We start from the raw sequence: 21,889 nt of genomic DNA, 5'->3' as shown, positions 1-21,889 counted from the left end.
CAAAGGATGATTATGAACAGAGCCGAAAAGGTTGTTTGGGCGGAAGGGATGTTTTTGCGTCCTCACCATTTCCAGCAGGCAGAAAATTTTCTGCAAAGCTCGCTGCGTGAATGGGGCCAGTCGCAACGTCCTTACATTTGGGGATTTTTCGATCTCGAATTTGATGAAGCGCTGTTACGGCAGGGCAAGCTGGCGCTCAATGCCGCCAGTGGATGTCTGCCGGATGGGACGTTTTTTGCTTTCAGCCAGCCCCAGCAAGGTCCAGCCCCATTAGACGTGCCCGCGAATATTGACCGGGCGAAAGTGGTGCTGGCCATCCCCGCGCGGCGTAATGGCCGCGAAGCGGTAACGTTTGAAGATGCGCCAGATTCTCTGGCGCGCTACCTCGCCTGGGAAGCGGAAGTCGAAGATGACAACGCGCAGGCTGTTGGCACCGCCACTGTCCAGTTTGGCAAGCTTCGCCTGCGGTTAATGCTGGAGCAGGATCTGACCGCAGAGTGGACGGCCATGGGCGTGGCGCAGATTGTTGAAAAACGCAGTGACAACCACATTCGTTTAGACAATGACTATATCCCTCCTACCTTAACGCTTGCAGGCAGTCGTCCGCTTCAGAGCATGATGACGGATTTGCACGGTATGATTCAGCAGCGCAGCCAGCAACTGAGCCAGCGCGCGCCAGGTACCGGGCGTTTTAACAGTGCAGATATGGTGGATTTCATGCTGCTGGCGCTCCTTAATCGCCAGTTGGGGCTGCACGCTCATCTGCAGCACCTGCCGTTACTGCATCCTGAAACGCTCTACAGCCACTGGTTACAACTGGCCGCGGAACTGGCAACCTGGACGCAGGCCCGTACGCCTGATGCGCTTCCCCTTTACGATCACGATGATCTGCAAGGTTGCTTTTCGCGCCTCACCCTGTTGCTGCGTCAGGGGCTGTCGCAGGTCATGGAAGAGAGCGCCATTCAACTGCCACTGACGCAGCGTTCACACGGCCTGAACGTCGCCACCGTGCCAGACAACAGCATGGTGCGTGAATTTGGCTTCGTGTTGGCCGTCAAGGCAAGTGTTCCCGCCGATGCACTCAAAACCCATTTCCCGGCACAGATGAAAGTCGCGCCTGTGACCAAAATTCGCGATCTCGTGCAGTTGCAGCTTCCGGGGCTGGCTCTGAGAGCCATGCCTGGCGCGCCCCCGCAAATCCCCTGGCACGCGGGATACAGCTATTTTGAGTTGGATAAAAACAGCGAGCTTTGGCAGGAGATGGAACGATCGGGTGCCTTCGCGCTGCACCTTGCCGGTGAGTTTCCGGGCCTGAACATGGAGTTCTGGGCCATTCGCAGTCAGTCAGAATAATTCAAACTGAGCAGGCATGATGCAGGAACAAAACAAACCGAACAGTGATGCTTTTCAGCAGGAGTTAAGTCTGAGCCATCAGAACACGCTGGTAGCCGCAGCTAATCCGCTGATCAACGCCATTCCCCAGATTCGTCACTCGGTATCGCACGACGATCCCGCCCGTTTACGCCAGCAACTTATCGAACAGATTCGTCGTTTCGAGCTGGCCTGTCAGCAGTCGGGTCTGAGCTACGAAGTGATCGTTGGCGCACGTTACTGCCTGTGTACGGCGCTGGACGAAGCCGCTGCGCTGACGCCCTGGGGCAGCCGCGGTGTGTGGACCAGTAATGGCTTGCTGGTAACTTTTCATAATGAAACCTGGGGTGGCGAAAAGTTTTTCCAGCTGCTGGCTAAACTGTCACAAAATCCGCGACAGCATATTCTGTTACTGGAGCTAATTTATTTCTGTCTGGTGCTGGGGTTCGAAGGGCGCTACCGCGTACTCGACAACGGGCGTTCACAGCTGGACACCATTAAACAGCGCCTGCTGCAGATGATCCGAAGCGTCAGGGGAAGTTTTGCCGCTGCGCTTTCGCCGCATCCTACCGATCAACCGGTGTTGCGCAAACTGTGGCGACCAATGATTCCGCTGTGGGCCTGTGCCGCGCTGGCGGGCCTGGCGGCCTGCCTGTTCTACATTGTGCTTAACTGGCGGCTGGGGGATTACACCTCGCCGGTGCTGGCCAAAATTTATCAGACGACACTGCCCGAAGTGCAGATTCGAAATCCGGCACCGCCGCCGCCGCCGTCACTGAACCTGAAGTCCTTCCTCAAACCAGAAATCGATGAAGGCCTGGTCGCGGTGCGTGACGAGGCCGATCAGAGCGTGGTGACGCTGAAAGGAGACGGCTTATTCGCCTCTGGATCAACGGAAGTTCGTGGGCGTTATGATGCGGTGATTCAGCGCATTGCCGAGGCCATGAACAACGTCAGCGGGAAAATCCTGGTCGTGGGATACAGCGATAACGTACCGATTCGCAGTGCACGTTTTGCATCGAACTACGAGCTGTCGCTGGCTCGCGCTCAGTCCGTTCAGAACCTGTTGCAAAAACAGCTGGCCAATCCGTCACGTGTCAAAGCGGAAGGGCGGGGCGAAACGCACCCGCTGGTGCCTAATAACAGTGCAGAGAACCGCGCCCGCAACCGTCGTGTTGAAATCACGCTGCAGGTCGCACCTGACACGACGAAAGCTGAACTTAACGGCCTGGCAAGAGGGAACTAATCCATGCTGAATGTCCTGTTTTCGATACTGACCAGCCGCCTGGCGTGGGGCTTCGTCGGTATCACAGCGTTATCATTTATCATTTGGGTCATCGGCCCGGTGTTCTCGATAGTGGATTCCCGGCCGCTGGAGTCTGAACAGAACCGCATGATCAGTATTGCGCTGCTGTATGTGGTCTGGGGCCTGAGTCAGGCGATCCCACGTCTGTATAACTACTGGCTGAACCGCAAACTGATGTCCAGTCTGGAGACCAGTAAACCGGACGCACCTGAGGAAGAGCGCAAACGCCTGACCAGTGAGGATCAGGTGCTTGCCAGCCGCTTCTCTGAAGCGACAGAAATGCTGAAAAAGGCGCATTTTCAGCGCCAGAGCAGCAAAGGCGCCCCTTTCTGGGCGCAGCGCTTCAGCCATCAGTACCTGTACCAACTGCCGTGGTACATGATTATCGGTGCGCCTGGCGCGGGTAAAACGACGGCGCTGGTGAATTCCGGTTTGCAGTTTCCGCTGGCCGATAAATTTGGCAAAGCGGCCTTACGCGGTATTGGCGGAACACGAAACTGCGACTGGTGGTTTACAAATGAAGCTGTCCTGCTGGATACCGCAGGACGCTATACCACGCAGGAAAGTCAGCAGGAGCGTGATGCCAGTGAATGGCACCATTTTCTGGCGCTGCTGCGCAAATACCGTGGCCGTCAGCCTGTAAACGGCGTCATTGTGACACTCAGCGTGGCTGATCTGTTGTCGCAATCGCCCGACGCCATGCGTAATCAGGCGATGGCGCTGCGTCAGCGCCTGATGGAACTTCACGATCAACTGGGCATTCGCTTTCCGGTTTATGTGCTGGTCACTAAAGCTGACCTGTTAAAAGGTTTCCGCAGTTATTTTGCCAGCCTGGATAAAACACAGCGCGAACAGATCTGGGGATTTACCTTCCCATGGGCGAAAGCGTCGACAGCGGATTTCGAACTGAGCAGCCAGTTCCAGCAGGAATATGCTCTGTTGCAACAGCGGCTGGATGCCGGGCTGGCGGATGTTCTGCTGGCGGAAAGTGATGCGCAGGCGCGGGCAGAAAGTTATCTGTTCCCACAAGAATTTGCCGCGCTGCGCCCACAGTTGGCTGAAGCGCTGGATATTCTCTTTGCCCGTTCTGATTTCGAAACGCAGTTTGCGCCGCGCGGGATCTATTTCGCCAGCGGCACCCAGGAAGGGCTGCCATTTGACCGTGTGATGGGCGAACTGACACGTGCACTGCACTTGCCGGGCCAGCAGCAGGGCGAGTCAGGTAGCTGGGACAAGGTGGATAAAGAGGCCCCGATTCCGCAGAACAAAGGCCAGAGTTTCTTCCTGAAAGGGGTGCTGGAAAACGTCATCTTTCAGGAGTCGGGCCTGGCGGGCAGCAATCGCTGGTGGGAACTCCGTAATCGCGTAGGGCTCTGGTCGGGCTACCTGGCCTTGCTTATCCTGGTGCTGATTGCGGGGACATTGTGGCTGATCAGCTACAACAAAAATAAAACTTATCTGCAGGAGATGGCGGCCAAAACGCCGCAGGTCGAGCAACTGGGTGACAAACTGCAAAAAGAGGTGAACGGTAACCTGTTTGCGCTGGTCCCTTATCTCAACACGCTGTTGCACCTGCCGGAAAGCGCGTCTTTTTCCCTGGAGCATCCGCCGCTGACGCGTCGCATGGGACTGTATCGGGGTACGGAAGTGAGTGACGCCACGCAGGCGTTATACGATCGCGCACTTAAACAACTGTTGATGCCACAAGTGGCGCAAAATATTACCCGCTGGTTACGCAATGACAACGGCAGCGATGCCGATTACAGCTATGAAGCCCTGAAGGCTTATCAGATGCTGTATCAGCCAAAGCACTATGACGGTAAGTTTCTTCAGGCGTGGATGATGTTAAATATCTCCCGTGAACTGCCTCAGGATGTGACGCAGGCGGAGGTGAAACAGCTGGCGTGGCACCTGCAGCAGTTGCTGGAAACACAGATCCAGTCCTCGCCCTATGCGAAGGATGACGCGCTGGTAAAGCGCGAGCAGGCGCTGATTAGTCAGATGCCGCTGTCACAGCGCGTTTACGGACGCCTGAAACGCCTGCTGGAACGCGATAGTGCATTGTCACCCGTGACCCTGGCTGCCCTGGGTGGGCCGCAAAGCGAACTGGTGTTCTCACGTAAAAGCGGTAAATCCGTGAATGAAGGCGTGTCCGGACTTTTCACACCCGACGGCTACTGGAACCACGTTGATAAAGAGATCGCCCCCGTGACGGATGCCCTCTACAAGGATGATATCTGGGTGCTGGGCGGCGAAACGGCCCATGAAGACAGCAAACAAACCGATATGGCGGTGCGTCAGCTGTATATTCAGGACTATATTCGCCAGTGGGAGCAGTTTCTCAGCGATATTCAGCTCAACAGCAGTGCCGATTTAACGCAGCGTATTAATACCGCACGTCTGTTATCCAGTAACCATTCCCCGCTGCGGCAACTGGTTATTAATTTGAGTAAACAGCTCACGCTGACGCGGGCACAACCTGACGACAAGAGCGCGAAAAACGCCGCAGCCGCGTCAGATAACAGTGCCACGCGCACATTACAGGCACTGTTTACCTCGCCGCGCTCGAATGGTGAACAGGGTGCGGTGCAGCAAACGCCTGAACAAGCGGTAACGGCCCATTTCGCACCGATTATCGAACTGGCACAGCCATTGCAGCAGGGCAGCAAAGTGCTGGCCGTGGATGATTTCCTGAAGCAGATTGACGATCTCTATCGTTACCTCACGGCCGTACAGGACGCGGCGAACAGCGGAATGCCACCGCCCTCCAGTGATGCGATCAGCCGTCTGCAGGCCAGCGCGGGCCGTTTGCCTGGCTCGCTGCAAAATATGGTCTCCGGTATGGCTGTCGGTGCCAGCAGTGATGCACAGCGTCGCGATATGGATAACGTCCGCAAGCGCATTACCATGGAAGTTGGCAGTTTCTGTCGCCAGGCGATTGCCGGCCGCTATCCTTTAGTGCGCAACGCGCGAAGTGAAGTCACGCCTGACGACCTGGCGCGCATGTTTGCGCCAGGCAGCGGACTGATGGACAGCTTCTTCCGGGACAATCTGGCCAGTAAAGTGGATACCACCCGCGCGGCATGGCGTTTCACGCCGGGCATTGATGGCAAAACGTTACCGGGGGGCGAAGCGCTGCTGCGTCCGTTCCAGCAGGCTCAGTCGATTCGCGATGCGTTTTTTGCCAATGGTGCCACCACGCCTTCTTTCCGCGTGACGTTGCGCACGGTAAAAATGGACAACGACATTCTTAATATGACGCTGGACGTGGACGGGCAAATCTTACGCTACAGTCATGGTCCACAGGCGGTGCAGTTAGTCAGCTGGCCCGGTCCGGGGGGAACCAGTCAGGTGCGCATGCAACTGGGCCTGACGAATGGCACAACCTCCACGCTGACCACCAGCGGGCCATGGGCGCTTAATCGCTTCTTTGACCGCGCACAGGTCACCTCGGTCGGTGGGCTGACGCGCGAAGCCAGCTTTAATGTGGACGGCCATAATGTGACGTTGTCCTTTACGCCGGGCAGCATCAGGAACCCCTTCCAGCTCCCTGCATTTAGCTGTCCCTGAAACAGGATCTGACTATGACTCAATACGCAGCACCTGGCTGGTACGGCAAACTGCCCAGTTCGGGTGATTTCGTAAAACGACGTTTCCCCGATACCCTGCAGCGCCAGTGGTCGAACTGGTTTCAGGTAGGATTGCATCACTGGCAAACCAGTGCGGAAGGCGAGCATTCCGCGTCCCGGGCCTTTCTTAAAGCGCCCGTATGGAATTTTGTCATACCGCCCATGTTAGGTACGCAGCTGATTCAGATGGGCTGCCTGACCGCCGCCCGCGACAGCGTCGGGCGACATTATCCGCTCTGTGCGTTGCGCTACTTTACGCCAACGGAATGGGCCCCGTTACTGCTGGCCCGCGCCGGTGACTGGTATCACCAGATGGGCAATACCTTATTGCGGGCGGTTCAGGAGGGGGGCACGCCCGAGCAGTTTGATCAGGCGTTGTTAAGTATTCCCCTTCCACAGCCTCAGGAAGGCGAAGCCTCATCAGATATCTTATCGGTGATCGGCAGCGGGGAGAATAATGCCTCCACCCTGAGCTGGAATTTGCCATCACAGAGTTTTGATCCCCAGTTTCAAAGCAGTTTTTGGTGGACCAATCAGAGCGACGGTTTTCCGCTTTATACCCATGTCCACAGCGGCAACCTGACAGCGCAGTTATTTTCGCTGTTATTCGATCCGGCGGGCGGTGCAAAGCCCGGGCGAAATGGACTTTATCCTCCTATGTTTGAATCCTGAGGCGAAACGGATGAGTATTGATATTGACACGTTGCTGATACCGGTAAGCCACGATAATCCCTGCGGAGATAACCTGGAATACGATGCGGATTTTCAGGCGATGGAACAGGCCAGCGTAGGCAAAGCCGAGCAGCAGTTCGGCAATACCATCATTCCGGCCGAACCGGCTGACTGGAACAAGGTCGAAAAGCTGGCACTGGATTTAATGAGCCGCAGCAAAGATTTACGCGTCATGCTCACGCTGACGCACGCCTGGACTCGTCTCAAAGGGTTGCCCGGCTATGCACAGGGGTTGCAACTGATTGAGCAGGCCATGTCGCAGTACTGGGAAACCTTATGGCCACGTCTGGAAGAAGATGGCCAGCCCGATCCCTTTTACCGCATCAATGCCCTGGCCGTGCTGGGCGACCAGTCAGCCCTGGCGGGCGCGGTGCGCCAGTCGTGGTTGCTGCGTTATGCTTCCGACGGGATTACGCTTCGCGATGCCGCTGCATTATGTGACGGCAGTAAAACGGAAGTGCCAGACTACCCTGGCGGCCTGCCGCGTCTTAATGATGAACTGGCGCGAGGCGAGCAACCCGGCGTTGCGGCCATTCAGGACATTGGCGAACGTTTGCAGCGCATTCGTAGCCTGGTGACTGAAAAGCTGGATGAAACGGCCTTACCGGATATGAGTCAGCTTCAGCGCAGCTTCGCCATGCTGAATGAGCGTTGCCAGGCCACCGATATCGGCGCGTTACAGTCTCTGGCAGCGGCCGTACAGTCTGCACCGGAAACTGAAAACCCAACCGCGCCCAGGGCCGCGTCGCGCGCCGCTACAGACTGGCGCAGTGCTCAGCTTAACTCGCGTGCTGAAGCGCAGTTAATGCTGGAAAAAGTGAAACAGTACTTTACGCAGCACGAGCCCAGCCATCCGGCACCGTTGATGATTGACCGTGTACAGCGCCTGATCGAACTCGACTTTATGGACATCATTCGCGACCTTGCGCCGGATGGTGTACATCAGTTAGAAAACATTTTTGGACGCCGCGACTAAGCTATCAGTGAAGTCTTAACGCAGCGAGACCTGCGCGCCTCCTGCGAGCCAGTAACCGCGCATTATTTATGGAGAGAACCATGCCAACAATGAAGTCCAGTGGGCAGAAATTTATCGCCCGCAATCGCGCGCCACGCGTTCAGATTGAATATGACGTGGAAGTTTATGGTGCAGAACGAAAAATTCAGTTGCCCTTCATCATGGGCGTACTGGCCGATTTAGCCGGTAAGCCGCTGGAGCCGCAGGCCAGCGTTGACGACCGCAAATTCCTGGAAATCGACATCGATAACTTCGATGAGCGCATGAAAGCCATGAAGCCACGCGCTGCATTCCAGGTCGACAATACGCTGAACGGCGACGGCAAACTGAATATTGACCTGACTTTTGAAAGCATGGACGATTTCTCCCCGGATGCCATTGCCCGTAAAGTCGAACCACTTAACAGCCTGCTGGAAGCACGTACTCAGCTTTCAAATCTGCTGACCTATATGGATGGCAAAAATGGTGCTGAAGAGCTTATCGGCAAAATTCTTCAGGATCCGACCCTGCTGCAGGCGCTGACGCATGTGCCTAAGCAGGCGGATGCCGCAGAAGGGAAGGAGGAGCAATAATGAATCAGACTTCTCAACAACCCCAGTCACAGGGCGATGCCAGTTTTAGTCAGGACGAGTTTAGTGCCTTACTGAACAAAGAGTTTCGTCCAAAGAGTGATCAGGCGCGCGAAGCGGTAGAAAGCGCGGTGAAAACGCTGGCACAGCAGGCGCTGGAAAATACGGTGACCGTTTCCAGCGATGCTTACCGCACCATTCAGGCACTGATTGCTGAGATTGATGAAAAGCTGTCTCAGCAGGTCAATCAGATTATTCACCATGAAGAGTTTCAGAAGCTGGAAAGCGCTTGGCGCGGTCTGAGCTATCTGGTGAATAACACGGAAACCGATGAGATGCTGAAGATTCGTTTCATGAGCATCTCTAAACAGGAGCTGGGCCGCACGCTCAAGCGCTATAAAGGCGTGGGCTGGGATCAAAGTCCGCTGTTTAAGAAAATCTATGAACAGGAATACGGCCAGTTCGGTGGCGAGCCGTTCGGTTGCCTGGTCGGCGATTACTACTTCGACCACAGCCCGCAGGACGTTGAGCTGCTGGGCGAGATGGCCCGCATCGGTGCGGCAGCGCACTGTCCGTTTATCACCGGTACCGCGCCAGGCGTTATGCAGATGGAATCCTGGCAGGAGCTGGCGAATCCACGCGATCTGACCAAAATCTTCCAGAATACCGAATATGCCGCCTGGCGCAGCCTGCGCGAATCGGAAGATGCGCGTTACCTGGGCCTGGTAATGCCGCGCTTCCTGTCTCGTCTGCCTTACGGCATTCGTACCAACCCGGTTGACAGCTTCGATTTTGAAGAGCAGACCGATGGCTCGGATCACAGCAACTACAGCTGGACCAACGCAGCTTATGCGATGGCGGCCAACATCAACCGTTCATTTAAAGAGTACGGCTGGTGTACCTCCATCCGTGGCGTGGAATCAGGTGGCGCAGTGGAAAACCTGCCCTGCCATACGTTCCCCAGCGATGACGGCGGCGTGGACATGAAGTGCCCGACCGAGATCGCCATCAGCGATCGTCGTGAAGCCGAACTGGCGAAAAATGGCTTTATGCCGCTGGTCCACCGTAAAAACTCTGACTTCGCCGCGTTTATTGGCGCACAGTCGCTGCAAAAACCGGCGGAATACCATGATGCGGACGCTACCGCGAATGCTCGTCTGGCTGCCCGTCTGCCGTACCTGTTCGCCTGCTGCCGTTTCGCTCACTACCTGAAGTGCATTGTGCGCGACAAAATTGGTTCATTCCGTGAGCGTGACGATATGGAACGCTGGCTGAATGACTGGATAATGAACTATGTCGATGGTGACCCGGCTAACTCTTCACAGGAAACCAAATCACGCAAGCCACTGGCTGCGGCGGAGGTGAATGTGGAAGAGCAGGAAGACAACCCTGGCTACTATGCAGCGAAATTCTTCCTGCGCCCGCATTATCAACTGGAAGGATTAACAGTGTCGCTGCGTCTGGTATCGAAGCTGCCTTCGCTGAAGTCGAACGAGAATTAAATTTTTTTGCAATGTAAAGCACGTCCAGGTGGCGTGCTTATTCAGACGATTAAGCATGACCTTTTTCATTTCAAAAATTCTGTTGCCCGCAAAATAAACCTTTTCTGAAAATACTGGCTCCGGTAGAAGGTCTACGGGTTTCGACCGGGCTATAAAGGTATAATGGCAGGCTGCCTAATCAGATATTTTGCTGTTCCAGGTCGGCCAGATAAATAATTAGCTTAACTGTTCTGTTATCGCTGTGAGAATGGATAGGGGTTAAGTCATCAGCCTGCAACAGAATGAACGACATAATTAAATTTAGCGTATATACGACGGATGCCTTGTGTGCGTCAGCATTCATTTGACATACCGATACGGCAAAAAAAATCTCCTGCTGTGGCAGTTTATTGTAGTGGGACCCTTCGGGAAGCCTGTAGCAATCCCGAAGTCGAGGCAAAAGTAAAATATGGACTGTTTTATTCAGCCCCATGCTTTTCTCTTTGCCATATAGATGCTTTTTCGAAAGCGACAACTTTTTCCATAACGAAGAGTAAATATTATGGCTATTGATATGTATTTGAAGGTAGACGGCATTACGGGTGAATCTAAAGATTCTAACCATACCGGCTGGATTGATATTACCTCTTTCTCCTGGGGCGCTAATCAGCCGGGTAATATGAGCGTGGGCGGCGGTGGCGGTGCTGGTAAAGTTAACTTCAACGACCTGCACATTAATGCCAAAATCGACAAAGCGGTAACTGCACTGCTGAAAAACTGTGCCAGCGGTAAGCACGTTTCTAAGGTTGAAGTGTCAGTTTGTAAAGCGGGCGGCACGCAAATCGAATACACCCGAATCACCCTGGAAGATGTGCTGGTAACCAACGTTCAGTTCGTGGGTTCAGAGCACGATGACACCCTGGGCGTAACTTATGCATTCCAGGCTGCGAAAGTGAAACAGCAGTACTGGGAGCAGAGCTCTTCTGGTGGTAAAGGTGCAGAAACCAGCGCGGGCTGGAACATCAAAGAGAATAAAGAAGCTTAATAAGATGCGCCTCCATCAGGAGGCGCCCTTTACACTAATCTGTTAAAGCTGAGTCGAGAGGGATTTGACGTGACTACAATACAGATAAGCCAGGGCGTTGGTTTAAGACAACCTAATAAATCACGTGATGTTAAAACCGTTCAATCATTATTAAATTCCAATAAGTCTGTTACACCTCCTGGTAGTGAATTAAAAGTTGATGGTTTTTTGGGACCAAAAACTATTGATAAAATAAAAATATTCCAGGAAAAGATTGTGGGTCTTCGCAACCCGGACGGTATTGTTTCACCCCGGGGGCCTACAATGCGTAGGTTACATGGAAATATTACGCCGGCCAGCAATATAAAATTAAGCCTCGATACTACAGCCTCTGCTGTTACTGATGAAATGTATGTTAGTATGGCGAAAGCATTAAATTGCGAACCAGCAGCAATAAAAGCAGTTGTGATGTCGGAAACCAAGCAAAGTCCATTCGATTCATCAGGTCGGCCGACAATTCTATATGAAAGGCACTATTTCAGTAGATTAACAAATCACAAATATGATGCAACTCATCCTGAAATATCAGGAAAGCCATACGATCATTATGGTAAATTTAGTGAGCAATACGACAAGTTAAACAAAGCAATAGCACTTGATCGTGCAGCAGCGCTCCAGTCAGCTTCCTGGGGAGCATTCCAAATTATGGGTAGTAATTATGTCACTTCGGGTTACGCAAATATCGAAGAGTTTGTCAAAGGAATGAATACTATTCCGGGACAGGTATACGCTTTTGTTAATCATGTTTCTCATACGCCGACTCTTTTGAATGCAATCCGGACGAAGAACTGGTCAAGTTTTGCCAGATACTACAATGGTAGTGATTATAAAAAGAATAATTATGATGTTCATTTATCAAGAAATTATGACAGAGCCCTGCATAATTAATTAAGGATATTATATAATATGAAAATCTTCAATCTGGTATTGTCTTTACTTGTTATTAGCCCTATAGCGAATGCTTCCATAACTCTTTCTAAACCTCATTCAAATGATTATGAAAAGACTATTATTCAGGAAGCTCAGCATGAAGGTCTTGAACGAGTTGAATTAGATAAATCTCAAACTTTCGATTTAATCAAAAATGGCAAAGTACTAGGTACTCTTGTACAAGGGAAAGGATGGATAAGAGAAGTTCAGCCTGTATGTTTTATTGCCTGGACAAAGGATAGTAAAAAATCTGATCAGTTTATTCAAACAATCGGTCAAGGGGATTGGGAAACAGTAGGTTGCCATAAAGTTGATTCAGTCGGCCTTATTTCAAAAAAAGACGATCCTGCTACGAAAGTTGCGGTTATTTATACCACTGAAGCCCCTGATCACTATGGAAATGATTACTACATTTTGGGATTAAAAAGTGGTGATGACAGCATCTATTACGATCAGAGTGTTACTGAAAAGTTTCAAAATTCATATATAAAAAATCTCACTGAACTGCGTAAGGCTTATCAAAAGTAATTTTAATCAAACCTCTTTAGCAAAACAAACAAGGCTTATGTTAATTTTAATTAAAGGGGTTTGCATATGAGATGTATGATTAAACTCCTTTGTACTATTGGTTGAAATTGATGAATTTGCCGCTATAAAAATAAATTTTGATGCAGAAGGTAATGATAGGCCTAATAGCACAGTATCTAGTCGTCATATCCATTGGCCTAAAGGAGCTTCTGGCGTAACAATCGGATGTGGTTGTGATATGGGTGGGCGTTCTAGTGAGACGGTGAAAATAGACCTGATCCACGCTGGTGTTCCACAGGAAGAAGTTATTCTTCTGGCGAGAGGTGCTCGATTATCGCCTTCACAGTCAGACAAGTTCGTAAAAGAACACCGTAATGAGTATGGTATTATTAAACGTGTGGCTCAAGCTAAATTATTTTAAATGATATACCCTAAATACCTGGTTAGAGGGCAATCAATTTATCTTAGAAAACTTCTGGCTTCCGAGAAAGTACCCCTTTGTAAAACCTTAAACCTCCTATAAAAGATATAGCTGTAGACTTTGCATATCAAGGGATGGGTTTTGAAAGAACCATGAAAGCCTGCATGTATAACGATATCGATAAGTTAATGGATTTTATTGAAGATAATGCCCAAGTAAAAAGTTATGAGGGTAGACGCCAATGAGAAAATTATTTGAGAAAACATAAACAGGCGGAGATTTTTATGTGCAGGCAATATATTTATAGTTTGGCTTTTATCTTTTTTATATTTGGTCATTCAGCTTATGCGATGGATGATTGCTCTAAGGAAACAAGTGATCCGGCAGTGTTTACTTGTGCTGAAAAAAACAAAAACACTGCAGAGCAAAAGTTAAATAATGAGTACTCGGCGGCAAAGAAACGCATCGATAAAGTCTTTCAAAACGAAGCTGAAGTCAAAAAAGAATATTTGAATATATTTCTTGAGTCACAGCGAAGCTGGCTAAAATATCGCGATGGGCAGTGTAAGTTATTTGCGCATATTGCCGATAAAAACAGTAATCCTTATACGGTATTTACGAATAATTGTATTGCAGAACTTGATGAGGCAAGAACTAAACAGTTGGAACAGATCCCGTACGATTGATTGTTTTTTAATATGCACCTGTTTTAATACAGGTGCATATTATATTGTAAAGCTTTAGTAACTCTATCTATTTTGATATCCCGCCTTTCTCCCCGAGAGACGCGCGATATAGATGTCGAACAGCTAACCGCAGGAATCCGTGATGCGCTTTACGATAATAACCGCTAAACCCGGCCATCAACCGCCGCAAACCAGTTTTGATTTTCTTCCTCCCGGCGGCACAATTGGTCGTGGCGTGGATAACAATCTGGTACTGCCCGACGACGATCGCACGATTTCCCGCCTGCAGGCGATTGTGCATATCACTGCTGAAGGTGAATGCCGCCTGACGAATCGCGGTAACGTGACGCGTGTGCTGTTAAACGATATCCCACTGGAGCGGGGACGCCAGGTGGAATTGCAGGACGGCGACGTGCTGGGTATTGATGACTACCGCCTGCTGGTTAACGATCTTAACGGTGAACAGCAACCACAGCCGTCGCCTGTCGTGACGGCTGCACCAGCTAAAGCGCCGGTCATGAACGATGCGCCACCGGTCGCCGCACCAGTCACTGCCACAGCAAGTACGGCGGCCATTCCGAGTGAAATCTGGGACAGCCTGGCAAAAGAGTTTTCCATCTCAGACGATTTGTCGAAGCGTAAAACGCCGGCCCCCGATATGCCAGATGCCAATCCGTTAACTTCGACGGCGGCGAACCGTAATCCGGAAGATCCGCTGGCACAGTTGATCAGCGATAAGCCGCTGGATATCGGGCAACAGCCTAAAACCAGCAGTCTGTTTGATGAAGGCGATGCGCTCTTTGCGCAGGAAAGCATCTTTGATGATCGTACGCCGAGCACCTTATCAGCCCAGCAAAATGCTCAGGGACAACCGAAAGTCGAGGCGCCATCGGGCGATCTGGATCCCCTGAATCTGTTTGGCAGTCAGAATACGCCCGACCCACGTCATCATGACGATCCCCTTGGATTAATGATGAGCGGCGCGGTACCGCTGGCGCAACCTGAGGTGCCGGTTACACAACCTGAAGCACGGCCAGCCCCTCAGAAACCGGCCCCGCATCCGCAAACGCCTGAGCCTGCTCCCGAACCGCGTGACAGCGCGCCGGTTGAGCTGGCCGAGTTAAGCAGCTCACCGCTGTTTGATCACACTGAAACGCAGCCCACTCACGATCCCGTATTCGAAACCGAGCCGGAGCCTGCGCAGACTGAAGGGGCGCAGAGTCCCATTGATTACGGTGGCATTACGTTACCGACGCCGCAGGCGGTTCAGCGTGCGCCTTCGCCGACGCCAAAAGGACGACTGCGTATTGATCCGGTTGCCTCGCACAACAATAACGGTGGGGCAGAGCAGACGACAGGAAACAGCAGTAGCGGTGATGCGTTGAAAGGTGAATTGCTGGATGCGCTGCTCGAAGGCATGGGTCTGCAGGATCTGCAACCAACGCCGCAATTCGACCGTGAGCAGATGCGGCAATTTGGCCAGATGCTGAGCATGTTTTCACAGGGAACGGTCGCGCTGCTCTCGTCGCGCTCAATTTTGAAACGCGGCGTGAAGGCGGATATGACGGTGATTCTCGACGACGCGAATAACCCGTTTAAACTGTTGCCCTCGGGCAAGACCGTGCTGATGCAGATGTTTGGAAGCCGCATGCCAGGCTTTATGCCACCACGTCAGGCGGTACGCGATGCGCTGATTGATTTGCAGGCCCACCAGTTGGGTATGATTGCCGGTATTCGTGCGATTATCGCCTCCATGCTGCAATCGTTTAATCCCGATCAGCTGGAAGAAGAGGCGCGTCAGAACGGATCAATCTCACGCATTGGTCTGCTCGGTAATCGCAAAGCCGCGCTGTGGGAACATTTTGTTCAGCGCTATGGCGAAACCGCCGGTGAAATCGAAGATGACTTCCATACCTTGTTTGGCGAAGCCTTCTTGCACGCGTACGACATGGAAGTAAATCAGTATAAAGACTCACAAACCCACACGGATGACGCATGAATATCTCTACTGCTTCCACGTCGAATCAGGGCGACCGCGCCACCAATCAGGATCAAACCGGTGAGCGCATCGGTGAACGTTCGGCCTGCTTTGTGGTGTGCGATGGTGTGGCAGGGTTTCCTGGCGGTGATGTGGCAGCGAAAATTGCGCGCAGCAGCCTGATGGAAGCCTTCGATGGCAATGCGCACCTGGATGCGCAAACTATCCGCGATTACGTCAATTATGCCAACGACGCAATCCGGCAACAGCAAAAAGCCAACAGTCAGCACAGTCGCATGGGCACCACGCTGGTGAGTTTGTTTATCGACAGAGACTATGAGCTGGCTTACTGGGCCCACGCAGGCGACAGCCGCCTGTATCTGTTTCGCCGCGGCTATCTCTATCATGTCACCACCGATCACAGCCTGGTGCAGCAAATGAAAGATGCCGGTCATCAGACCGAAGGCATCAACAGTAACCTGCTTTATTTCGCCCTCGGCATGGGCGATGAACAGCGTGATGCCAGCTATAGCGACGTGGTGCCTATTGAAGACGGCGACGCCTTTCTGCTGTGCACGGACGGCTTCTGGCATGGCGTCACGCTGGAACAAATGCAGCAATCGTTGCATATGGTGAACACGCCAGAAGAGTGGCTGACCCTGATGCAACAAATTATCAAAAACAGCCAACCGCAGGGTGGTCAGCAGGACAACTTCAGCGCCATGGCTGTCTGGGTAGGTTCCCCGGAAGACACCACTTTATTGCACTCGCTGTCAGATGCGGCGCAGTTTTTCCCTCTTCGAGATTGAGAACGCCAACATGAAATATGGATTAGTGGGCCTGGCTGCAATGCTGTTGAGTACCCATGCCTTTGCTGAGAACTATCGCATTGTGCAGTCGCCAACTCAGAAACTGGATGTCTGGATTGATGATGTTAAAGATAACCAGCTCGCAAGCTGGTGTAAGAGCACGGTGAACCTGCGCATTGTGACGCACGGGGATAAAGATCCTTCAGTATTAAATGATTTTCTGCCGCGTGTCGCCGGATTAATGGGCTCGCAATGTAAGCCACTGCAACAACTGCACTGGACATTAACCGATACCGAAGGTGCCCAACTGGGTAACGGCAGTGCGGCAAAAGCGCAGCAGTGGAAAGTGGTTATTACACCGCCGGCAACCTCCCAACCTGCTTCAGCTGCCACTGCACAGCAGCAGGCACCGGTGACGCAGACGCAACCCGCCGCGCCGGTCGTGCTGAATTCCCCACCAGCCGATACCACGCCATGGCTGCAGTTCAGTTTGCTGGATGGCTGTCATTTCCGGACCTGGTGGCATCAGCCCGCGCAGTCAAGTGCCGTTTTCGTGCCCGCTAAGCAGGGCGTGACCTGTGGCAAAGATGGCTGGCTGAGCGGTCACAGTACCTTAACGGAAGTGGGCAAGGGCCAGAGCAAACCCGTCTCTGTCAGCTTCTTACAGGGTTTCCCGGTGGCGGGCCTGAGCGACAAACAACAGCTTGATGAGCTGACGATTACCACGGTCAACAGCGAGCGCATGGTGCTGAGTGATGAAAAATCGCCAGACAGCTGGCTGGTGCTGCCGTTCAGCCCACAATTCAACGGCTGGCAGGCGGTGAATCAGGTCGTTGTGGCGATGCCTGCCAGCGAAGCCGCAGATGAAAATGCCCTGCGGGCGCGCCTGCAGGAAGTGCGGAAAACCTGGTCACCCTGGCTGAGCAGCCCTGCCTCAATCAAAGTGCAGTTGGTGGAAAAACTCCATCCGGAACTGAAAGATCCGGCCGCCGCCGTCTATCGCACCATCAACTAAGGCATAAGGAGTTTGAATGGATTCTTTACAACAGCGTCTGGCTAACGCCTCTCTGGCAGAAAACCTGGCCAGCATTACCGCGCAAATCCAGGCAAACCCTGCGGATGCCGATTTACGGGCTGCCTTCGTCCAGCTGTTGTGCCTTGCCGGTAACTGGAAGCGGGCACAGACACAACTGAAATCCTGGCTGGCGATGCTGCCGCAGGCGCAGCCCACCGTCACCTTGCTGCAACAGGCAATTGCGGGCGAAGTATTACGTGAGGCTGTCCTGCGCGGCGAGGCCGATCCCCAGTTGCCTGGCAGTGCCTGGCCCTGGTGCAATCTGATGCTGGCCGCGTTGAAAGCCGATATCGCCGGGGATAGCGTAGCAGGGGCGACACTGCGTGCTCAGGCGCTGGACAGCGCAGAAGCGACTGCCGGTCGTGCCGTTGCGCAGGAGGGCGAAAGCCCGTTCGCCTGGCTGATGGACGGCGACAGTCGCTTCGGACCGATCTGTGAAGCGATTGCTAATGGTCGCTATTACTGGATCCCGTTTGCGGCGATCGCGGAAATGGAATTCCAGGCACCAGCAAGCGTGACGGATCTGGTCTGGCGTCATACGCGTTTGCAACTGGTGGATGGCAGTGAGCAAATCTGTCAGATCCCGGTTCGTTATCCTCTTCAGGAAGGCGCGGACGAACGCTTCCTGCGTGCCAGCATCACAGAATGGCAGGCACTGGACGGTGACGAAGGGCAGTTCATTGGGCACGGACAAAAAATGTGGCTCAGTGACGAGGCAGACTTTCCCTTACTGACGCTGCAACAGATGATTTTCAACGAAACTGAGTTACCTCATGAGTCGTAACGACAATTCATCCGGTGACGGCTATTCACAGCTGCATGGCGGCTATCGTTCGCGTAAAAATCGCGACACGCTGACCGCGCGCGATAAGCTTCAGTCATCGCTGCTGGACAGACTGACGGATGATGCACCCGAGAAAGCGACAGAATCGGGCAACAGTTCGGTGATTACCCACAGCACGCTGCGACGCAATGTACTGCGCGATCTTCAGTGGCTGTTCAACACCATTAACAATGAAGCACAGCACGATCTTAGCGGGTTGAATGAGGTACAGCGCTCTGTGCTGAACTTTGGCGTCGCGCCGCTGGCCGGACAGAATATTTCTGACATTGAGTGGCAGGATATGCAGCGGAAAATGACCGATGCCATCCTGCATTTCGAACCGCGTATTATACCGCAGGGCCTGCAGGTGCGCTGCGTCAGCGATCTGACCTCCCTCAGCCTGCACAACGTTTTGTCGATCGAGATAAAAGGCCGGTTATGGTGCGTACCTTACCCGCTGGAGTTTCTGTTCCGCACTCAGGTGGATTTAGAGAGCGGCCATTTTGAACTACAGGATGCAGGTTAATCATGGACAGCAAGCTGCTCGATTATTACAACCGTGAACTGGCCTATCTGCGTGAGATGGGCGCGGAATTTGCTGCGCAGTATCCGAAAGTCGCAGGACGGCTCGGGATGCGCGGCATTGACGTTGCCGATCCCTATGTCGAGCGGCTGATGGAAGGTTTTGCTTTCCTGACCTCCCGTGTGCAGCTAAAGATGGATGCGGAGTTTCCGCGCTTTTCGCAGCGCATGCTGGAAATGGTGGCGCCCGGCTATCTGTCTCCCACGCCGTCCATGGCCATTGCGCAACTGACGCCGGACAGCCGGAAAGGCGATATCAGCAATGGTTTTTTAGTGCCGCGCGGCACGATGATGGAAAGCCAGAACCTGAAAAAAACCGGTGTCACCTGCAGCTACAGCACGGCACATGATGTGATGCTGCAGCCGCTGCGCATCAGCGATGTCTCCCTAGGGGGCGTACCGGCGGATATTCCGCTGGGAGAACTGAAGGCACGCGGATCGTCCGGGGCTTCCAGTGCACTGCGCATCCGTATGACCTGCGAAGGCATTTCCTCGCTGAGCCAGCTCAGTCTGGACGACATTATGTTTTTCCTCAGCGGCCCGGATATTCAGGCGCTCAAGCTGATGGAGCTGCTGATGCAGCATCGTAGCGGCATTATTTTGCAGTCCGTGGAAGCAAAACCACAGCGCCAGTCGCTGCCAGACGATGCGCTGGAGCAGGAAGGCTTTTCGCCGGATCAGGCGCTGCTGCCGGATGACCTGCGTAATTTCGATGGCTATCGTCTGCTACAGGAATATTTCGCTTTCCCGGCACGTTTCCAGTTTGTCAGCCTGCGCCAGCTCGCGCCGTTTTTGCGCCGCTGCGACAACACACAGTCTTTTGACATCGTTATCCTGCTGGATAAAGCCGATGCCGCGCTGGAAAGCGTGGTCGACAATACGCACCTGGCGCTGCACTGCACGCCGGTGATCAACCTGTTCCCGAAAACGGCTGAGCGACTCAAAGTCAGCGACAGTCAGCATGAATATCATCTGGTGGTCGATAACATCCGCCCACTGGACTATGAAATTCATTCGGTGAAGCGGCTGTTTGCCTCGGTGGAAGGGCAGCGTGAAGAGCAAATTTTCCGTCCCTTCTGGAGCACCTTCAGCCACGATGGCGGCGATTACGGCGCCTATTTCTCGCTGCGTCGCGAACAGCGCACACTGTCCGAACATGCGCTGCGCTATGGCACCCGCACAGGCTATATCGGCTCTGAAGTATTTTTGTCGTTGGTCGATCAAAACCACACGCCGTGGAACAGCGATATCCGCTACCTGTCTGCCGAGGTGATGTGTACCAGCCGCGATCTGCCGTTAATGCTGTTACAGCAGGAGCAGGGCAACTTTGTTATGCCCGACTCAATTCCGGTCGGGCAGCTTACCTTATGCAAAGGGCCCACGCCGCCACGTCCCGCGCTGGCAGAAGGGCTGTCAGCGTGGCGGTTGATCAGTCATCTGCAGATGAACTATCTCAGCCTGATGGACAGCAGTGAGGGGGAAGGCGCGGCGGCCTTGCGCCAGATGTTGAGTCTGTATGCGAGCCTGGCGGAAACGCCGCTAACGCGCCAGATCGACGGCATACGGCACTGCAACCTGAAAGCCGTGCACCGTCGCGTACCGGAACCGGGCCCGGTGGTCTTTGCACGCGGCGTGAGCATCGCGCTGGAAGTCGATGAACAGGCTTTTTCAGGTGCCAGTCCGTGGCTGTTTGGCAGCGTACTGGAGCGCGTCTTCTCTCGCCTCGTGGCGCTGAACAGCTTTACCGAATTCACCCTGAGCAGCCAGCAGCGCGGCGAAGTGGGCTACTGGCCACCGCGCATGGGTAAAAAGGCGCTGCTATGAGTGAAACGGCGCACATCATTCCCTTACAGCGGGCCGTTCGCCTGCCTGATGACTTCTGGCAGGCGGTCATGGCCGCCCCCTGGCGCTACGACCTGTTTCAGCTGTTGCGTAAGCTGGATGCCCAGAGCGGTCAGCGTTATGCCTTAGGTAAAGCGCCGCTGCCAAAATTTGAAGCCGTGCGCATCGGACAAACCCCTTCGCTAGCCTTTGCACCGTCCACCGTGTCACAGGTTAAACCGCGCGAGCAGGACGACCGTTATGACGTGGCCATCTACAGCTTTGGCTTGTTCGGCCCTAACGGCCCGTTACCGACGCACTTAACGGAATACGTTCGTGGCCGCATCGATCACCATCAGGATCACAGCCTGAGCGCCTTTGCCGATCTGTTCCACCATCGCGCCACCTTGCTGTTTTACCGGGCCTGGGCGAATGCTCAGCCCACCAGCTCGCTGGATCGCCGTGATGACCGACGCTTTCAGGATTACCTGGCCTGTGTGGCAGGCATTGGCTTACCGGCTCAGCAACAAGCCAGTTCGCTCAGCCTGCATGCGCGCCTGATGCTGTCCGGCCACCTCAGCCGTCACGGTCATGATGCCGAAGGCCTGGTGCGGATTCTGCGCCATTACTTTGGTGTGCCGGTGATGTTGCAGCAGAACGTGCCGCAATGGTTAGCGCTGGACAGCCGCGATCAGGCGCGGTTGTCAGCAGGACGCCACATGCCGCGGCTGGGTGAGTCCGCTTTCCTTGGCGTGGCCGTGCGTGATGTGCAGCATCGCTTCCGCCTGCGCATCGGGCCACTCAGTGCCGAGCAGTATGAACGTTTTTTACCCCATGCTCAGGGCGCGTGCGAAGTGCGCGACTGGGTACGTCACTATTTAGGGATTGAGATGCAGTGGGATCTCAGCCTGATCCTGGCGGCCGACGCCGTGAAAGGGGTAACCCTGGGCGGTGAGGCGCGGCTGGGCTATACCAGTTGGCTTGGACAGCAACCGCAGCCCATAGATCGTGAAGATTTTGCTTTTGAGGTTGAGGCCATGCCGTAACGG

19 protein-coding genes are annotated in these 21,889 nt (G+C 53.6%); all 19 read left to right on the top strand.

The annotated features are described in order from the left end of the window. The first annotated feature begins 12 nt into the window (after positions 1–12). The 19 genes from tssK (at position 13) to tssG (ending at position 21,886) form a co-directional block, all read left to right on the top strand. On the top strand, positions 13–1,353 hold the full coding sequence (tssK, locus tag RAC65_RS04135; protein ID WP_033742173.1) for a type VI secretion system baseplate subunit TssK: 1,341 nt from the start codon (positions 13–15) through the stop codon (positions 1,351–1,353). Positions 1,354–1,369: 16 nt separating this feature from the next. Further along, entirely contained in the window at positions 1,370–2,617 is a 1,248-nt protein-coding gene (locus tag RAC65_RS04130) for a DotU family type VI secretion system protein (protein ID WP_080752842.1), read from the top strand. Positions 2,618–2,620: 3 nt separating this feature from the next. Beyond that, positions 2,621–6,247 carry a type VI secretion system membrane subunit TssM gene (gene tssM / locus RAC65_RS04125; RefSeq protein WP_033742169.1) on the top strand — a complete coding sequence of 1,209 codons (3,627 nt, stop codon included), beginning with the start codon at positions 2,621–2,623 and terminating at the stop codon, positions 6,245–6,247. A 14-nt stretch (positions 6,248–6,261) separates the two neighbouring features. After that, a complete protein-coding gene (gene tagF / locus RAC65_RS04120; protein ID WP_033742168.1) occupies positions 6,262–6,978 on the top strand; it encodes a type VI secretion system-associated protein TagF in 717 nt (238 codons plus the stop codon). 10 nt (positions 6,979–6,988) lie between these two features. Further along, a complete protein-coding gene (tssA, locus tag RAC65_RS04115; RefSeq protein WP_033742167.1) occupies positions 6,989–8,014 on the top strand; it encodes a type VI secretion system protein TssA in 1,026 nt (341 codons plus the stop codon). A gap of 80 nt (positions 8,015–8,094) precedes the next feature. After that, a complete protein-coding gene (gene tssB / locus RAC65_RS04110) occupies positions 8,095–8,625 on the top strand; it encodes a type VI secretion system contractile sheath small subunit (RefSeq protein WP_033742165.1) in 531 nt (176 codons plus the stop codon). After that, positions 8,625–10,124: a type VI secretion system contractile sheath large subunit gene (gene tssC, locus RAC65_RS04105; RefSeq protein ID WP_033742163.1), complete on the top strand. Its 1,500-nt coding sequence runs from the start codon at positions 8,625–8,627 to the stop codon at positions 10,122–10,124. The genes tssB and tssC overlap by 1 nt, the downstream gene beginning before the upstream one ends. 541 nt (positions 10,125–10,665) lie before the next feature. After that, positions 10,666–11,148, top strand: a complete 483-nt coding sequence (locus RAC65_RS04100) for a type VI secretion system tube protein Hcp (protein WP_033742159.1) — start codon at positions 10,666–10,668, stop codon at positions 11,146–11,148. A 69-nt stretch (positions 11,149–11,217) separates the two neighbouring features. Further along, positions 11,218–12,075, top strand: a complete 858-nt coding sequence (locus tag RAC65_RS04095; protein WP_375096389.1) for an N-acetylmuramidase domain-containing protein — start codon at positions 11,218–11,220, stop codon at positions 12,073–12,075. 18 nt (positions 12,076–12,093) lie between these two features. Further along, positions 12,094–12,645, top strand: coding sequence for a hypothetical protein (locus RAC65_RS04090; protein WP_375096388.1), 552 nt, complete (start codon positions 12,094–12,096; stop codon positions 12,643–12,645). Between the two features lie 97 nt (positions 12,646–12,742). Next, positions 12,743–13,066 (top strand): hypothetical protein, encoded by a 324-nt coding sequence (locus RAC65_RS04085; protein ID WP_375096387.1) that lies wholly within the window; start codon positions 12,743–12,745, stop codon positions 13,064–13,066. A gap of 254 nt (positions 13,067–13,320) precedes the next feature. Next, positions 13,321–13,752 (top strand): lysozyme inhibitor LprI family protein, encoded by a 432-nt coding sequence (locus tag RAC65_RS04080; protein ID WP_375096386.1) that lies wholly within the window; start codon positions 13,321–13,323, stop codon positions 13,750–13,752. Between the two features lie 142 nt (positions 13,753–13,894). Next, complete coding sequence (tagH, locus tag RAC65_RS04075) at positions 13,895–15,751, top strand: type VI secretion system-associated FHA domain protein TagH (protein WP_375096385.1); 1,857 nt, start codon at positions 13,895–13,897, stop codon at positions 15,749–15,751. Further along, positions 15,748–16,539 carry a PP2C family serine/threonine-protein phosphatase gene (locus tag RAC65_RS04070; RefSeq protein ID WP_039338221.1) on the top strand — a complete coding sequence of 264 codons (792 nt, stop codon included), beginning with the start codon at positions 15,748–15,750 and terminating at the stop codon, positions 16,537–16,539. The genes tagH and RAC65_RS04070 overlap by 4 nt, the downstream gene beginning before the upstream one ends. Before the next feature lie 10 nt (positions 16,540–16,549). Next, a complete protein-coding gene (locus RAC65_RS04065; RefSeq protein WP_039338307.1) occupies positions 16,550–17,554 on the top strand; it encodes a hypothetical protein in 1,005 nt (334 codons plus the stop codon). A gap of 16 nt (positions 17,555–17,570) precedes the next feature. Next, positions 17,571–18,398: a type VI secretion system accessory protein TagJ gene (locus RAC65_RS04060; protein ID WP_375096384.1), complete on the top strand. Its 828-nt coding sequence runs from the start codon at positions 17,571–17,573 to the stop codon at positions 18,396–18,398. Continuing rightward, positions 18,388–18,963: a type VI secretion system baseplate subunit TssE gene (tssE, locus tag RAC65_RS04055; RefSeq protein ID WP_033742150.1), complete on the top strand. Its 576-nt coding sequence runs from the start codon at positions 18,388–18,390 to the stop codon at positions 18,961–18,963. Before RAC65_RS04060 ends, tssE begins: the two co-directional genes overlap by 11 nt. A gap of 2 nt (positions 18,964–18,965) precedes the next feature. Then, positions 18,966–20,843, top strand: a complete 1,878-nt coding sequence (tssF, locus tag RAC65_RS04050) for a type VI secretion system baseplate subunit TssF (RefSeq protein WP_033742148.1) — start codon at positions 18,966–18,968, stop codon at positions 20,841–20,843. Continuing rightward, positions 20,840–21,886: a type VI secretion system baseplate subunit TssG gene (gene tssG, locus RAC65_RS04045; protein WP_375096383.1), complete on the top strand. Its 1,047-nt coding sequence runs from the start codon at positions 20,840–20,842 to the stop codon at positions 21,884–21,886. Before tssF ends, tssG begins: the two co-directional genes overlap by 4 nt. Positions 21,887–21,889: the final 3 nt, after the last annotated feature.

Source organism: Pantoea sp. BS_8 (genome assembly GCF_041954965.1).
Taxonomy (GTDB): Bacteria; Pseudomonadota; Gammaproteobacteria; order Enterobacterales; family Enterobacteriaceae; genus Pantoea; species Pantoea stewartii.
Note: the sequence above shows the minus strand (reverse complement) of the source record. Positions and strands in the feature narration are given on the sequence as shown.

What these genes read in the sequence shown, in the direction of transcription:
- tssK (WP_033742173.1), top strand. Translation starts at nt 13, where the DNA reads ATGAACAGAGCCGAAAAGGTTGTTTGGGCGGAAGGGATGTTTTTGCGT.
- RAC65_RS04130 (WP_080752842.1), top strand. Translation starts at nt 1,370, where the DNA reads ATGATGCAGGAACAAAACAAACCGAACAGTGATGCTTTTCAGCAGGAG.
- tssM (WP_033742169.1), top strand. Translation starts at nt 2,621, where the DNA reads ATGCTGAATGTCCTGTTTTCGATACTGACCAGCCGCCTGGCGTGGGGC.
- tagF (WP_033742168.1), top strand. Translation starts at nt 6,262, where the DNA reads ATGACTCAATACGCAGCACCTGGCTGGTACGGCAAACTGCCCAGTTCG.
- tssA (WP_033742167.1), top strand. Translation starts at nt 6,989, where the DNA reads ATGAGTATTGATATTGACACGTTGCTGATACCGGTAAGCCACGATAAT.
- tssB (WP_033742165.1), top strand. Translation starts at nt 8,095, where the DNA reads ATGCCAACAATGAAGTCCAGTGGGCAGAAATTTATCGCCCGCAATCGC.
- tssC (WP_033742163.1), top strand. Translation starts at nt 8,625, where the DNA reads ATGAATCAGACTTCTCAACAACCCCAGTCACAGGGCGATGCCAGTTTT.
- RAC65_RS04100 (WP_033742159.1), top strand. Translation starts at nt 10,666, where the DNA reads ATGGCTATTGATATGTATTTGAAGGTAGACGGCATTACGGGTGAATCT.
- RAC65_RS04090 (WP_375096388.1), top strand. Translation starts at nt 12,094, where the DNA reads ATGAAAATCTTCAATCTGGTATTGTCTTTACTTGTTATTAGCCCTATA.
- tagH (WP_375096385.1), top strand. Translation starts at nt 13,895, where the DNA reads ATGCGCTTTACGATAATAACCGCTAAACCCGGCCATCAACCGCCGCAA.
- RAC65_RS04070 (WP_039338221.1), top strand. Translation starts at nt 15,748, where the DNA reads ATGAATATCTCTACTGCTTCCACGTCGAATCAGGGCGACCGCGCCACC.
- RAC65_RS04065 (WP_039338307.1), top strand. Translation starts at nt 16,550, where the DNA reads ATGAAATATGGATTAGTGGGCCTGGCTGCAATGCTGTTGAGTACCCAT.
- RAC65_RS04060 (WP_375096384.1), top strand. Translation starts at nt 17,571, where the DNA reads ATGGATTCTTTACAACAGCGTCTGGCTAACGCCTCTCTGGCAGAAAAC.
- tssE (WP_033742150.1), top strand. Translation starts at nt 18,388, where the DNA reads ATGAGTCGTAACGACAATTCATCCGGTGACGGCTATTCACAGCTGCAT.
- tssF (WP_033742148.1), top strand. Translation starts at nt 18,966, where the DNA reads ATGGACAGCAAGCTGCTCGATTATTACAACCGTGAACTGGCCTATCTG.
- tssG (WP_375096383.1), top strand. Translation starts at nt 20,840, where the DNA reads ATGAGTGAAACGGCGCACATCATTCCCTTACAGCGGGCCGTTCGCCTG.